This window comes from Pseudomonas tumuqii, from assembly GCF_013184545.1.
Taxonomy (GTDB): Bacteria; Pseudomonadota; Gammaproteobacteria; order Pseudomonadales; family Pseudomonadaceae; genus Aquipseudomonas; species Aquipseudomonas tumuqii.
This window is the reverse complement of the sequence record NZ_JAAOJA010000006.1, coordinates 210,861-225,579: the sequence shown is the minus strand read 5'-3', so window position 1 is coordinate 225,579 and position 14,719 is coordinate 210,861. Positions and strand designations below refer to the sequence as shown.

The following is a 14,719-nucleotide window of genomic DNA, read 5'->3' as shown; positions in this document are numbered from 1 at the left end:
GCAATACACCCCATAGGGCCTCGCCCTCACTAAGACAGGATTACTCATGTCCTTTGCCTCCCTCGGTCTCTCCGAGGCTTTAGTCCGCGCCATCGAGGCAGCGGGCTACACCCAGCCCACCCCGGTGCAACAGCGGGCCATTCCCGCCGTGTTGCAAGGTCGCGACCTGATGGTTGCCGCCCAGACAGGGACGGGTAAAACCGGCGGTTTCGCCTTGCCGATCCTGGAACTGCTGTTCCCCAACGGTCATCCGGATCGCGAGCACCGTCACGGCCCGAAACAGCCGCGTGTACTGGTGTTGACCCCCACTCGCGAACTGGCTGCCCAGGTCCACGAGAGCTTCAAGGTCTATGCCCGTGAGCTGAAATTCGTCAGCACCTGCATCTTCGGCGGTGTCGGCATGAATCCCCAGGTGCAAGCCATGTCCAAGGGCGTCGACGTCCTGGTGGCCTGCCCCGGTCGCCTGCTTGACCTGGTCGGTCAGCGCGCCGTGGATTTGTCCCACGTGGAAATCCTGGTACTGGACGAAGCCGACCGCATGCTCGACATGGGCTTCGTGCATGACGTGAAGAAGGTCCTCGCACGCCTGCCGAGCAAACGGCAGAACCTGCTGTTCTCGGCGACCTTCTCCAAGGACATCACCGACCTCGCCGGCAAGCTGCTGCACAACCCCGAGCGCATCGAGGTCACGCCGCCGAACACCACGGTCGAGCGCATCGAACAGCGCGTATTCCGCCTGCAGGCCAGCCACAAGCGCGCCCTGCTCGCCCACCTGATCACCGCTGGCGCCTGGGAACAGGTGCTGGTGTTCACCCGTACCAAGCATGGCGCCAACCGCCTGGCCGAGTACCTCGACAAGCACGGTCTGGCGTCCGTGGCGATTCACGGCAACAAGAGCCAGAACGCCCGCACCAAAGCCCTCGCCGACTTCAAGGCCGGCGCCGTGCGGATCATGGTTGCCACCGATATCGCCGCCCGCGGTCTGGACATCGACCAGTTGCCGCATGTGGTCAACTTCGAGCTGCCGAATATCGAGGAAGACTACGTGCACCGCATCGGCCGCACGGGCCGCGCCGGACGTAGCGGCGAGGCGATCTCGCTGGTCGCGCCCGATGAAGAAAAACTGCTCAAGGGCATCGAGCGCATGACCAAGCAGAAGATCGCCGATGGCGACCTGCTCGGCTTCGACGCCAGCACGGTCGAGGCCGAGCGCCCGGAAGTGCGCGAACCGCAGAAGCCACGCCAACCCCGCGGCGCCAAGCCGGAAGGCGAACGCCACGGCGGCGGGCGCAAGGACAAGGGCAAGGACAGCGGCAAGGACAGCGGCAAGGCCAAGCCTCAAGCCGCCCGTTCGCAACAGCCACGCGCGGCGCAGACCGGCCGCGCCGCCGCGCCAGCAGTACCTGCGCTGCCGCCGGATCGGGCGCCGGATGAGTTCCGCGACGACGAAATCGATAACTTCGGTAATCGGGCCGACTATGTCAGCCCACACCAGAACAAGCAGCAGAACCGTGGCCGTCGGCCCGGTGCGCCTGCTTCGGGTCCCAGCGCCAGCAACGGTGTTGGCCAGGGTCCGCGTACCCCCAGCAAAAACCCGCGCAGCGGCGCAGGCGCAGGCGCCGGTGCCGGCGCCGGCGCCGGCAGCCAAGGCAAACGCCAGGGCGCTGGCGGCCAAGGGCGCAATGGCTCCGGCCGTGCCCGGCCGCCACGTGACTCGCGTGAGATCACCACGTCGCTCAACCGCGATGAACTGCCACGCCAAGAGGGCGCCGTAAAAAGCCCGCGCGACAAGCAGCCGGTGATCGTGCACAAGGGTTCGCGTAGCACCGAGCGCTTCCCGACGCCCGAGCAACTCGACCAGCTGCCGAGCAGTCGTCCGCGCGGCGAGAAGCCTGCACTGCTGACGCGGAATCGCGAAAGCTAAGCAGCACCGTTAACGACAACGCCGACCTCAGGGTCGGCGTTGTCGTTCATGCACTCGCAAAAACGCCGACCCTGGGGTCGGCGTTCTGCGGAAACTGCGTTGGCTTACTTGCGCACGCCTTCTACCGAGATGATCAGCTCGACTTCCGCGGACGCCGGGCCGAGATCCTTCTCGATGGCGAAATCTTTCAGCTTGAGCATGGTGCTGCCGGCAAAGCCGGCGCGGTAACCGCCCCACGGGTCATCGCCCTGGCCAATGAACGTGGCGGCGATCACCACTGGCTTGGTCACGCCGTTGAGCGTCAGGTTACCGGTGATGTCGGCCGTGCCTTCGCCGGTGGATTTCACCGACGTGGACTCGAAGGTTGCAGTCGGGTGCTTGCCGACGCTGAGGAAGTCATCGCTGCGGATGTGCTTGTCGCGCTCGGCATGGTTGGTGTCGACGCTGGCCGTGTTGAGGGTGACATTGACCTTGCTGGCCTCCGGGCTCTTCTCATCGAAGCTGAAGCCGCCCTCGAACTCCTTGAAAGTGCCGTACAGCCAGCTGTAGCCCAGGTGGCTGATCTTGAAATTGACGAAAGCGTGCTGCCCTTCGGTGTCGATGGCGTAATCGGCGGCCGTGGCATGGCCAGCGCCGAGCAGAGCGGAACCGAGAGCCAGGGCGGCGAGGGTGTTCTTCAACATGGGCGTTCTCCTTGTGAGGTTGGGCAAATCGGCACGCGGGCATTCCTCGCACCAGAAAAGGGTGTCAGCGACCGAACATGCGGCTTAGCGTGCGGTCACGATCGATAAAGTGGTGTTTCAGCGCGGCCAGGGCGTGGATACCGGCGAAAATCACCAGGACCCAACTGAGGTATTCGTGCACCAGGCCGGCCACATCTTCCTGGTTGGGAATGCTGGTGATGGTCGCCGGCACCTCGAACAGGCCGAAGACCCCGATACCCCGGCCATCGGCGGTGGAAATCAGGTAGCCGGAGAGCATCAACACGAACAAGCCCAGATAGAGAAAGGCATGACCGAACCTGGCGCCCAGTCGGGTTAGCCGGTCATGCTCGGGCAAGCTGGCCGGCGGCGGACTGATCCAGCGCCAGAGCATGCGCCCGAGCATCACCACGAACAGCAGGATGCCAATGCTCTTGTGCAGCTCCGGCGCGGTCTTGTACCAGCTGCTGTAGTAATCCAGACCGACCATCCAGTAGCCCAGCCCGAACAGGCCAAAGACCGCCACCGCCACCAGCCAATGCAAGGCAATGCTGAGCAAACCGTAATGGGAGGGGGTGTTGCGCCACTGCATCGAGAAGGCTCCGCACAGAAAGTTCGCTAAAAAAATGATCAGGCAAGGGTAGCGGCAAATCTATCGATTAAAAGCGGAATTTTTCGCTTTGAAATATCGGGAAATACGATGCTTTTGTCTGAATTTTTCCCAACCAAATTAGTTCGCCGGGCCTGCCGGAGGTTCAACCAGCGACCGGCCAGGGCGGATGACCGGCGCCGCCGCGTGCGCCGAGCCGGCCGACTGTGGCGCACATGGGCCTGGGGGCATCTGATAGGCTTGGCGCAGATGATTGGGAGAGTGTTTCGATGAGCCTGAATGACCACTGGATGCAGCGCGACCTGAATGTGCTCTGGCATCCCTGTACCCAGATGAAAGATCACGAACAGCTGCCCCTGGTGCCGATCAAACGCGGTGAAGGGGTCTGGCTGGAGGACTTCGACGGCAAGCGTTACCTCGACGCCGTCAGCTCCTGGTGGGTCAACGTGTTCGGCCACGCCAACCCGCGCATCAACCAGCGGATCAAGGACCAGGTCGACCAACTGGAGCACGTGATCCTCGCCGGCTTCAGCCATCAGCCGGTGATCGAGTTGTCCGAGCGCCTGGTCAAGCTGACCCCAGCCGGACTCGACCGGGTGTTCTATGCCGACAACGGCTCATCCTGCATCGAAGTCGCGCTGAAGATGAGCTTTCACTACTGGCTGAATGTCGGCCAGCCCGAGAAAAAGCGCTTCGTCACCCTGACCAACAGCTACCACGGCGAAACCATCGCGGCCATGTCGGTCGGCGATGTCGCACTGTTCACCGACACCTACAAGGCGCTGCTGCTGGACACCCTCAAGGTGCCGAGCCCGGACTGCTATTTCCGCCCCGAGGGCATGAGCTGGGAAGCCCACTCGCGAGCCATGTTCGCCCATATGGAACAAACCCTGGCCGAGCACGGCCATGAGGTCGCGGCGGTGATAGTCGAGCCGCTGATCCAGGGCGCCGGCGGCATGCGCATGTACCACCCGGTCTACCTCAGGCTGCTGCGCGAGGCCTGCGACCGCTATGGCGTGCACCTGATCCACGACGAGATCGCCGTCGGCTTCGGCCGCACCGGCACGATGTTCGCCTGCGAACAGGCCGGCATCCGCCCGGACTTCCTCTGCCTGTCCAAGGCCCTGACCGGCGGCTATCTGCCGCTGGCCGCCTGCCTGACCACCGACACCATCTACCAGGCGTTCTACGACGACTACACCAGCCTGCGCGCCTTTCTCCACTCGCACAGCTACACCGGCAATCCGCTGGCCTGCGCCGCGGCCCTGGCGACCCTGGACATCTTCGAGCAGGACAACGTGATCGAGGCCAACAAGGCGCTGGCCGCGCGCATGGCCAGCGCCACCGCGCACCTGGTCGATCACCCGCACGTCGCCGAGGTGCGCCAGACCGGCATGGCCCTGGCCATCGAAATGGTCCAGGACAAGGCCAGCAAGACCGCCTACCCCTGGCAGGAACGGCGCGGTCTCAAGGTTTACCAGCACGCCCTGCAACGAGGCGCCCTGCTGCGCCCGCTGGGCAGCGTGGTGTATTTCCTGCCGCCCTATGTGATCACCGAGGAGCAGATCGATTTCCTCGCCGAGGTCGCCAGCGAAGGCATCGATATCGCCACGCGCAACTCGGTCAGCGTGGCCGTGGGCAACAATCGCTACCCCGGTTTTCGCGATCCTGGCTGACGACATGAGTCGTAGGGTGGATGACGCTTCACCCATCCACCATTGCGATATTGCGGTGGATGAAAAGAGCGTCATCCACCCTACGGAAACCGGTGCGCACGGCGCACCCTACGGCTAGAATTTGCGCCTTTGCTCCAGGTTCGCCTCCTATGCGACTATCCCGCTTCTTTATCGACGCCCCGCTCGCGCTCGGCCAGCATGAGCTGCCGGAAACCCAGGCCCACTACATCGGCCGCGTGCTGCGCCATACGGTGGGCGATGCCGTGCAACTGTTCGACGGCAGCGGCAACGAGTTTCTCGGCGAGCTGATCGAGGTCGGCAAGAAGAGCGTGCGCGTCGAATTGCGCGAAACCTTCGCCGGGCAGGCCGAATCGCCGCTGCACATCCACCTGGGCCAGGGCCTGTCGCGGGGCGAGCGGATGGACTGGGCGATCCAGAAGGCCAGCGAACTGGGAGCCAATGCCATCACCCCGATTGTCAGCGAGCGCTGCGAGGTGCGCCTGAAAGACGAACGTGCCGACAAGCGCATGGCCCATTGGCGCCAGGTGGCGATCAGTGCCTGCGAACAGTGCGGCCGCTCGGTGATTCCGGTCATTCACCCGCCACTCGCGCTGGCCGACTGGCTCGAGCAGACCGAGGCGGAGTTGAAACTGGTGCTGCATCCGGTTGCCGAGCCGCTGGCCAGTCACGACAAACCGCAGTCGCTGGCCTTTCTGATCGGCCCGGAAGGCGGCTTGGCGGATGCCGAAGTGACGCAGGCGAAAAACGCCGGCTTCCACGCCGCACGCCTGGGCCCGCGCGTGCTGCGTACGGAAACCGCACCGGTGGTGGCGCTCAGTGTGGCGCAGCAACTGTGGGGGGACTTCTAAAAATCGGCAAGGTGGACCGGGCGGCGATCCGCCTCAGCCCACTTCAAATCAACCCGGCATCCGCCAGCTTCTGCTCCAGGCCGATCAGGTCGGGAATCTTCAGCACATCCTCGCCAATCAGCACCGCGTCCAGCTCCAGCGGCGACAGCGGCGCATCGGCGCGCAGCAGTTCGGTACCGACCTTCACCGAGCGCGGGATGCCCTGGACCAGCAGGGCGATGAACTTGACCTTGGCTCGCCCGCCGAGGGCGTTGATGATCGCCACCCGCGCAGTGGAACCGACCTGCGCCCGACCATCGGAGGCCGCCTCGAACGACAACAGCGGCAGACTCAGGTCACGCCAGCCAATCTGGCCGAGAAACCAGGCCGGCATGCCGGCAGTGACGTGCGGTGCGCGATAGGCAATCAGCTCGGCGATGGCCACGTTGGGCAGCAACAGAGTACGGTCGGTCAGCGGCACCAGCAGGGCGGTCAGGCTGTTGACGGTATTCGGGGTAGCTATGGCTTGGCTCATGAAAAGATCCTATGCAGGGCGAAGCCCCGGATTAACTGCACTGCTCGGCCAGATGATTGACCAGCCCGGCGGCCAGTTCCCGCGGATCGGCGCTGAAGCTGCTGTAGCCACCCTCGCGCAGGCTGTCCGGCATGCTCGGGCATACGCAGGTATCGCCACGCTGGGTCCAGATGGCCCCGCCCTGGCGCCGCACATAGGCCGCGGCGGCGCTGCCATCGCTGCCCATGCCACTGAACGCAATGACGCCGCAGAGCCCGGCAAAATGCTGGGCAAGATTGAGCATCATCTGATCGATCGACGGGCTGTAGGGTTCTGGCCAGGCTCGTTCGCTGATCTGCATGGCCCCTGTGTCGCTGAAACCCAGCTCACGACTGATCGGTACCACCACCACTTCGCCACAGCGCACTGCATCGCCGTGACGCGCCGGATTGACGCGCCACTGGCTATGCCGCCCAACCGCCTGTGGCAGCGCCGACTCGAAACTGGGGTCGATATGCTGGGCATAGACGAAGCCCACCGGCAAACCGCCAGGCAAGGCATCGAGGAACGCCTTGATCGCCGCCGGGCCGCCGAGCGAGGCGGCCAGCAGCCAGACCTGGCGGGCTGGTTCACCGACCACCAGCGGCGTATCCGCGAGCACCTGCGGCAGATCCAGGCGGGTCGGCCGCTGCGCATCGGCCAGCAAGGCCTGCAGACTGGGCCCCACCGCCTGCGACGGGTCACCGACCAGCTTCTTCAGCTTGCCGAACAGGCGACGTTCCCAGCGCGGATAATTCTCAGAATGCCGCTCCGGCGCATGTCCCTCGCCAAACAGGATCGGCGCGCTGGCGTTTTCCATCAGGTCGTCGACCAGGGGGAAATCCTCGGACTGGGCCAGGTCGATCAACCACAGATCGGTCTCGCACGCCGCCAGGGTCGCCTCATCCAGGCGCGCCGGATCGCTGTTGAGCACCACCTGATAGCCACTCCCGGTCAACGCCTGCTGCAGCACATGGCGCTGCAGGGAGGTGTCGGCAATGACCGCAATGCGTGCCACATTCTTCTCCGTCATGCCGGCATGTCCGGGCGGCGATCCGTAGAGCGACTATCCGTCGGGCGGCGATCCGTCGGGTGACGCTCCGCCGGGTGGCGGTCCACCAGTTTCGCAATGCTCTCGAGCAATAGCGACTCCTGGTAGGGCTTGCCAAGGTATTCGTTGACGCCGATGGCCAACGCTCGCTCGCGGTGTTTCTCGCCGGTACGCGAGGTGATCATGATGATCGGCAGATCTTTCAGGTGTTCGTCGTGACGCACCAGGGTCGCCACTTCGAAACCGTCCATGCGCGGCATTTCGATATCCAGCAACATGATGTCGGGCTTGTGCTCCTGCAACTGGGAGATGGCGTCCACACCGTCCTTGGCGGTCAACACGTTCATGCCGTTACGCTCGAGCAGACGACTGGTGACCTTGCGTACGGTGACCGAGTCGTCCACCACCATCACCAGGGTCGGCCGATCCGCTTCGATTTCCGCGGCGCTCGCCGTATGGCCGAGCATGCGCGGCTGCAGTTGGTTGAGCAGATGCGCATGCAGCACGCGGATAGTGGCCAGCAGGTCGAGAATCACCACCACGCGACCGTCACCGAGAATGGTCGCGCCGGAAATACCGTGCACGCTGGCGAACTGCGGCCCGAGGCTCTTCACCACAATCTCGCGCGAACCGGCCAGGGAGTCGACCTGTACCGCCACCGCGTGCTCGCTGGAGCGCACCAGGATCACCGGTAGCGGCAGGCTCTGACCGACCAGTTTGGGTTGCTGGCCGTTATTCAGCAGGTCGCCGAGATAACGCAACTCGTAGGCCTGGCCGGCATACTCGAAGCGTGGCGTATCCGCCGTGCCCGCGGCGCTCTGCTCGTAGAGGGCTTCCAGCTCGTAGGGCGAAATCCGCACGATGCCTTCGATGGTGTTCAGCGGGATGGCGTACAGGTCTTCGCCCGACAACACCATCAGCGCGCGGTTGACCGACACGGTGAACGGCAGGCGGATGGCGAAGCGGGTCCCCGCGCCCGGCGTCGAGTCGATGCTCATGGAGCCGCCGAGTTGCTTGACCTCGGAATGCACCACGTCCATGCCGACGCCACGCCCGGATATCTGGGTGACCGCCACCGCGGTGGAGAAACCGGCCTCGAGGATGAACTGGAGGATTTCGTGATCGCTCAGATCCGACTCCTCGTCCATCAGGCCACGCTCGATGGCCTTGCGCCGCACGGCATCGAGCCGGATGCCGCCACCATCGTCGCTGAGGGTCAGGACGATATCGCCGCCCTCGCGGCCGAGGTTCAGACGGATGGTGCCGTGCGCAGGCTTGCCAGCGGCGCGACGCACCTCGGCCGACTCGATGCCATGGTCGACGGCGTTGCGGAGCATATGCTCCAGCGGCGCGACAATCCGTTCGAGCACGCTGCGATCCATCTCGCCGTCGGCGTTGCCGAGGACGAATTCGACCTGCTTGCCCAGCTCGCCAGCGACCTGCCGAACAATCCGCCGCAGCCGCGGGACCAGGCGGTCGAAGGGCACCATGCGGGTGCGCATCAGGCCTTCCTGCAGTTCGGTATTGACCCGCGCCTGTTGCAACAACAGGGTTTCCGCATCGCGGCTGCGCATGGCCAGGGTTTCTTTCAGGTCGAGCAAGTCGGAGGCCGACTCGAACAGCGCCCGCGACAGCTGCTGCAACTGCGAGTGACGGTCCATTTCCAGCGGATCGAAATCCTCGTAACCGGCGCGCTCGGCCTCGGCCTGATAGCGACTGAGAATCTGCGCCTGGGTTTCGATATCCAGACGCCGCAGCTGATCGCGCACGCGGTCGATGGTCGCTTCCATCTCGCTCAGGGTGAAACCGAAATCGCTGACCTGCTGCTCGACCCGACCGCGGAAGATCGAGGTCTCACCGGCCAGGTTGACCAGGCCTTCGAGCAGTTCCGCCGGCACCTTGACCAGCTCCTGCGGGGCGCGACGGGCGGCGGCTTCCTGCGCCGCCTCCTGCGCGCGGCGGACGAATGGCAGGACTTTCACCACCCGCTCGCGGGCCGGCAAGTCACTGGCCGCGACTATGGGGGCGACCAGGCCGGGGACTTTTGCCGCCGCCGGGTCGACGCCCGCCGCCGCACTGTCTTCCGCCGCCAGACTGGCCTGCAGGCGCTGACGCAGTTGGTCGAGTTCTTTCTGCAGCCCCTCGAAACCCGACTGCACGTCGAGGAACAGGCTTTCCGGCCAAGGCGCCCCCTGCAACAGGGCCTCGCTCAGGTGCGCTTCAAGGTCATGGGTCAGGTTGCCCAGGCGGTTCTGCCCGGCCAGCCGCGCCCCACCCTTGAGGGTATGCAAAACGCGCAACATGTCATCGATCGCGGCGCCATCGTCACGGCTCTGGTCCCAGCGACCCATGGCGACTTCCATGGCTTCCAGCAGGTCGTCGGCCTCTTCCAGGAAGATATCGAGGATGTCCGACTCGTCATCGTCCTGATCCTGATTTTCCGCGACCGCCTTGAGTTGCACGGCAGACGGCATGCTCAGTTGCTGGTCCGGGTTGGCGCGAAACCGCTTGATCGTCTCGATCAGCGCATCGCCATCGGCTACCGCGCGCTTGCCGCGCACCGCATCGAGCATCTCGGCCAGGCGATCGTGGCAAGCCTGGAGCAGGCCGAACAGCTCCTGGCTAGGGCGCAGCCGACCATCAGCGAGCCCTTCGTAAAGGAATTCGAGTTCATGGGCGAGGTCGCCAATCTCGCGAATTTCCGCCATGCGCGCACCGCCCTTGAGGGTGTGCAGGTCGCGTTGCAGGGATTCCAGTTCAAGGCTGTTGTCGACGTCTTCCATCCAGCGCTGCAGGGCCGCGCCGGAGCTGTCGATAATGTCGAAACCCTCCTCGAGGAAGATATCCACCAGCTCCTGATCGGGCTGATCCTCGGGTTCAGCTGGCGAGAGCATGCCCAGGTCGGTGACCGCCGACGCGGCGAAGGCCTGCGGCAGTATTTCCCGCTCGGCTGGCGCAAGCTCAGGCTCCGCGGCGAGGAGCGGCGGACCCGGTTCGATCTCGTCTTCGCCTTGCAGCAACGCCAACAGCTCGTTCTCAACCTCATCCTCATCCGCGCGCTCGGCTTCGGCTTCGGCTTCGGCTTCGGCTTCGGCTTCGGCTTCGGCTTCGGCTTCGGCTTCGGCTTCGGGATCAGGCTCGGCGGCCGTTACCGCCACCGACAAGCGCTGCGCGCCACCGCCCTGGCGGAAGCGACGAATCGCCTCGATCAGCTCGTGCGGCTGCTGCAACTCGGCCTGCTTCTGCAACTGCTCCAGCAATATGGCCAGGCAGTCATGGCTTTGCTGCAGCAGAGCGACAAGCGCCGGGGAATGGCTGAAACGCCGATCCACCAGGCCTTCGTACAAGGACTCCAGCTCATGGGCGAGGTCGCCGATCGGACGGATTTCGGCCATCCGCGCGCCACCCTTGAGGGTATGCAAATCACGTTGCAGGGACGACAAGGCGGCCTTGTTGTCCGGTTCGGCACTCCAGCGCTCCAGCGCCTGACCGGCGCTCTCGAGGATGTCCACGGCTTCCTCGAGGAAGATCTCGACCATCTCCGCATCGAGCGCCTCATAGCCGGAGGCAGCGGCAGGCTCGGACTCGGCCATGAAACCGGCGTCCGCATCGACCTGCAACTCGACGGCCGTAACGGTCTCGCCGTCGTTCTCCCGCGACCAGGGTGTCTGCTCGAGCGCCGCAGTGGCGGCATCCAGTTCGACCGGCTGCAGCTCCGCCTGACCGTCCGCGGACAACAGTGCCAGCGCTCGCGGATCCAGCGCTTCGCCGAGCAGGCCACGCAATGCCTCGACCCGCGCAGGCTCGGCGCTGACCTGCAAGCCGGCGGCGACCTGATCCATCATGCTGATCAGTGCTTCATGCGCCTGTTCGGCCTCGCTGAAGAAGCGCTCGCTGACCGCCAGGCTGCCTTCTTCCACGGCACCATAAAGATCGAGCAGGGCTTCACAGAGCTCATCGATCTGCGGCAGTTCGGCCATTTCCGCGCCGCGCCCCAGGGTCGTCAACTCGTCGAGCAGGGCACTCAGTTCCTGACGTTCGGAGGGGTGCTCGCGCCAGCGCTGCAGCAAGGCCTCGGCATCCAGCAGGATGTCCATGCCCTCGGCGAGGAAAATGCTGATCAGTTGCGGGTCGCGGGTCTCGCCCTGCTCGTTCTGGCGACTGCTTTGCGCGGCATCCAGGCGATCCTGATGCAGCTTGTGCGTGCGCTCGAGAAACGCCGGGGCCCCGGGCAGAGGCGCCAGCGGCTGCGTCTCCAACTGCGCCAGGCCCAGGCGGAACAGCTTCTCGGCGGCGCTCAATAATTCGGCTTCGGCCAGATCCATGGGGATCAGGTTGCTCTTGAACTCCTTGACCAGCTTCTCCAGCGGCGCGGCTATCTCCGCTACCGGCAGAATCCCGGCCATGTAGGCACTGCCCTTGAGGGTGTGCAAGGCACGCTGCAGGTCGTCGGTGACCGGCTGCGGCAGTTCCTGGGCACAATCGGCCAGAAAGCCGACCAGGGTATCGAGGTGGGTTTCCGCCTCGTTACGGAAAATCTCCAGCAGTTGCGGATCGAGGGGCTCGCCGTCGAGCGCTTCAACCTGCTCATCGACTGCCGCGACGACCGCGGTTTCGCCCGCAAGCGGGGCTACCGGCGCAACGGCTGGCGACAGGCGTTGGCCTTTCGCCAGCACATGTGCGGTGGCGGCCAGCAGGTCGACATCGTCACGCTGGCGCTGGGCCTTGGCGGCGAATTCATCGACCAGGGCCGGCATCAGCGCAACCACATCGGTCACCACCTGCAGCACCTCGGCAGTCGGTTGAATGCTGCGGTCGAGCACCCGATTGAGCAGGTTCTCGATCGACCAGCCCAGCTCGCCGATGACCAGCGCGCGGACCATACGGCCACTGCCCTTGAGGGTGTGGAAGGCCCGGCGGATTTCAATCAGGGCCTCTGTGTTGCCCGTGTCGGCGCACCATTGCGGGAGAAACTCGCCAATGGTTTCCAGGACTTCGCCGGCTTCTTCGACGAAGACTTCCATCAACTCTTCGTCGATCGGCTCTTCATCCGCCGGTGGTGGCAGCAGACTCGGCGGTACATCGTGAGCCGGCGGATTGATCGCCTGCAGCGGCGCGGCCATGACATCGGCCAGCGACATCGGCTTGTCGGCCAGCGGGGCCGGCTCAGCGACGATCGCCGGTGCGCTCGGCAGTTCAACCGCGGGCACGCCCAGCGAGGCCAGTTCGGCCTCATCCCAGTGGCCAGAGCTGCTCAGCTCGTCCAGACCCAGCTCTTCCAGCGGCATGGCAGCACTGCTGAAGTCCGCCAGCGGCGCTTGCGGTTCGTCACTGAGGTCGAGGGTCGGCAAGGATTCGCTGGCCGTCGACTCGAAATTCGGCTCGATATCCAGCGCATCGGCGTCCAGCGGGGCCAGGCTCCAGCCGTCATCGGCAAGCGGTTCTCCGGCCTCGACTGCAGCAGAAACAACCTCGCTGAACTCGGCGCTCAGTTCCTCTGGGGACACGGGTTCGGCCTGCGCCTCCGGCGGTTCAAGAGCCTCGGTCTGGGCCGGCTCATCGGCCAGTACCTCGATATCATCCAGGGGGTCGGCAAGCGGCGCAAAGTCTTCTTGCGCCGGCTCGACCGAATCGAGGATCGAGGGTTTTTCATGCAGTGGATAGCCGAGGCTTTCCAGACTTTCCTCGGCCACATCGAGAATCAGGTCGCCCTGGCTGCCATGGTCTTCGGTCAGGCGCTCGAGGTAGTACTCGACGCTGGTGATGGCATCGGCCAAGGTGTCCAGGCTCTGCCAGTTCGGCACGGCCTTGCGCGCCAGCAGCTGTTCCTGGATGTAGCGATTGCAGGCATTGAGCAGATCCGCGGCCCGCGCCAATGGGATCATGGCCAGGCCGCCACGCACCTGGGTCAGCAACGCCGGCACCCGCGCCAGATGCTCGTGGTTCCACTGCGAGGCAATGAATTCGATGATCGCGTCCTTGGCCTGTTCCAGGCCATTGCGCGCTTCCTTGATCACCAACTGGTGAATCTGCGCCACGTCGGTGGTGGGCAGATGGCTCTCTTCGCGGCCACCGTCGGCGACCGGGCCGACCATGCCGGCCAGGGTCGCTTCGACATACAGCAGCGCACCGGCAACATCCATCAGCACGGCATCGCTCGGCGCCTGCCGGCCAAGGGCCAGGCCGTGCACCACGTCGATCTGATCGAGGATGACTTTGCGTGGCTGGCCGAAACCGAGCACGGCCAGGGTGTCGGCTATCTGCTTGAGCGGCGCCAGCAGACTATCCAGCTCGGCCACCTGATTGCGGTCGCTGCGCACGAACAGGTCGAGGCTGTCCTTGACCCGCACCAGTTCCTCACACAGCGCGCCGACCACCGAGCGCATGGCATCGCGATCCGGACCGGCCAGACGGGCACGCTCCTCATCGACGATATCGGTGTCCGGCAAGGCGTCGTCGAGACGGAACTGTTCCTTCAAGGCACTGATGCGCGGTGACTGCGCCGGCGCCTTGGCCACGTAGAACAACAGATTCTTGATCAGCTCGTCGGAGGCCGGCTGGTTGATGCCGTCGGCTCCTTGCTCGAGCAGGCGTTTGAGCTCTTTATCGACCTCGCGCAGCAGGGTACGGACCGACGGACTGTTGACCACGCCACCACTGGCCAGGCCCTCGACCAGACCCGAGGCGATCTGCCACAAGGGGCCAAGCGGCGCGTCCTTGCACAAGGTCTCGAGACGACCGAACACCCGCGCCATATAGCCCAGATTGGTCGGCAGATCCTGATTGCGCATGACCCCGACCAGGGCCACTTGCAGCATCTGCCGCAGCTTGCGCAGCAGTACCGGCAGTTCCGCGGTGCGCAGTTCGCCCAGGGACTCGACAGACAAGGCCGGCGCGCGCACGGACATATCCGGGGAAAACAGGCTGGTTTCCGAGAGCAGCTTTTCGCCGCGGGCGGCCCGCAGGTCGTTGAGCAGTGGCAACACCACCATCGGCAAGTCGCGGCGGGCGGTCTGGATGCGGTCGAGGTAGACCGGCAACTGCAGGATGGCCTGCATCAGCACTTCCAGGGCTTCCCCCTGGTTGGCCACGCGCCCTTCCATCAGCGCCTGGGCCAGGTGCTCCATTTCTTCGGCGAGCAACGCCGCGCCGTAGAACTCCACCATTTGCAGAGTGCCGTGTACCTGGTGCACATAGGTCAGGCAGAAGCGCATGCGCGTCGAATCCTGCGGATTCTCGACGTACGCCTCCAGGGCTTGGCGCGCCTGTTTCAGGGTTTCCGCGATTTCGCCTTTGACCCATTCCAGGGCGACATAGTCGTGCCGATCCCCCATAGCCACTCCACTCATAAACTTG

At 64.8% G+C, this 14,719-nt stretch carries 8 protein-coding genes; 3 read left to right on the top strand and 5 right to left on the bottom strand.

Annotated features, from left to right (window positions below; genetic code table 11):
- The first annotated feature begins 46 nt into the window (after nucleotides 1-46).
- Nucleotides 47-1,924 carry a DEAD/DEAH box helicase gene (locus G9C89_RS13550; RefSeq protein WP_172148763.1) on the top strand — a complete coding sequence of 626 codons (1,878 nt, stop codon included), beginning with the start codon at nucleotides 47-49 and terminating at the stop codon, nucleotides 1,922-1,924.
- A 104-nt stretch (nucleotides 1,925-2,028) separates the two neighbouring features.
- On the opposite strand, the gene G9C89_RS13545 is transcribed toward G9C89_RS13550, so the two are convergent.
- Both G9C89_RS13545 and G9C89_RS13540 read right to left on the bottom strand, forming a co-directional pair.
- Nucleotides 2,029-2,607: a YceI family protein gene (locus G9C89_RS13545; protein WP_172148761.1), complete on the bottom strand. Its 579-nt coding sequence runs from the start codon at nucleotides 2,605-2,607 to the stop codon at nucleotides 2,029-2,031.
- Nucleotides 2,608-2,671: 64 nt separating this feature from the next.
- The gene (locus G9C89_RS13540; RefSeq protein ID WP_172148759.1) at nucleotides 2,672-3,217 is read right to left on the bottom strand and encodes a cytochrome b; all 546 of its coding nucleotides are present in this window, start codon (nucleotides 3,215-3,217) and stop codon (nucleotides 2,672-2,674) included.
- Between the two features lie 287 nt (nucleotides 3,218-3,504).
- Here G9C89_RS13540 and G9C89_RS13535 point away from each other — a divergent pair, with 287 nt between their 5' ends.
- Together G9C89_RS13535 and G9C89_RS13530 are read left to right on the top strand one after the other, a co-directional pair.
- Nucleotides 3,505-4,911: an adenosylmethionine--8-amino-7-oxononanoate transaminase gene (locus tag G9C89_RS13535; protein ID WP_172148757.1), complete on the top strand. Its 1,407-nt coding sequence runs from the start codon at nucleotides 3,505-3,507 to the stop codon at nucleotides 4,909-4,911.
- 149 nt (nucleotides 4,912-5,060) lie between these two features.
- On the top strand, nucleotides 5,061-5,780 hold the full coding sequence (locus tag G9C89_RS13530) for a 16S rRNA (uracil(1498)-N(3))-methyltransferase (RefSeq protein WP_172148755.1): 720 nt from the start codon (nucleotides 5,061-5,063) through the stop codon (nucleotides 5,778-5,780).
- A 43-nt stretch (nucleotides 5,781-5,823) separates the two neighbouring features.
- Here G9C89_RS13530 and G9C89_RS13525 read toward each other — a convergent pair whose 3' ends face one another.
- The 3 genes from G9C89_RS13525 to G9C89_RS25355 are packed head-to-tail and all read right to left on the bottom strand — an operon-like array spanning nucleotide 5,824 to nucleotide 14,697.
- Nucleotides 5,824-6,294 (bottom strand): chemotaxis protein CheW, encoded by a 471-nt coding sequence (locus G9C89_RS13525; RefSeq protein ID WP_172148753.1) that lies wholly within the window; start codon nucleotides 6,292-6,294, stop codon nucleotides 5,824-5,826.
- Nucleotides 6,295-6,325: 31 nt separating this feature from the next.
- Nucleotides 6,326-7,345, bottom strand: a complete 1,020-nt coding sequence (locus tag G9C89_RS13520) for a chemotaxis protein CheB (RefSeq protein WP_172148751.1) — start codon at nucleotides 7,343-7,345, stop codon at nucleotides 6,326-6,328.
- Nucleotides 7,342-14,697: a hybrid sensor histidine kinase/response regulator gene (locus tag G9C89_RS25355; protein WP_172148952.1), complete on the bottom strand. Its 7,356-nt coding sequence runs from the start codon at nucleotides 14,695-14,697 to the stop codon at nucleotides 7,342-7,344. The genes G9C89_RS13520 and G9C89_RS25355 overlap by 4 nt, the downstream gene beginning before the upstream one ends.
- Nucleotides 14,698-14,719: the final 22 nt, after the last annotated feature.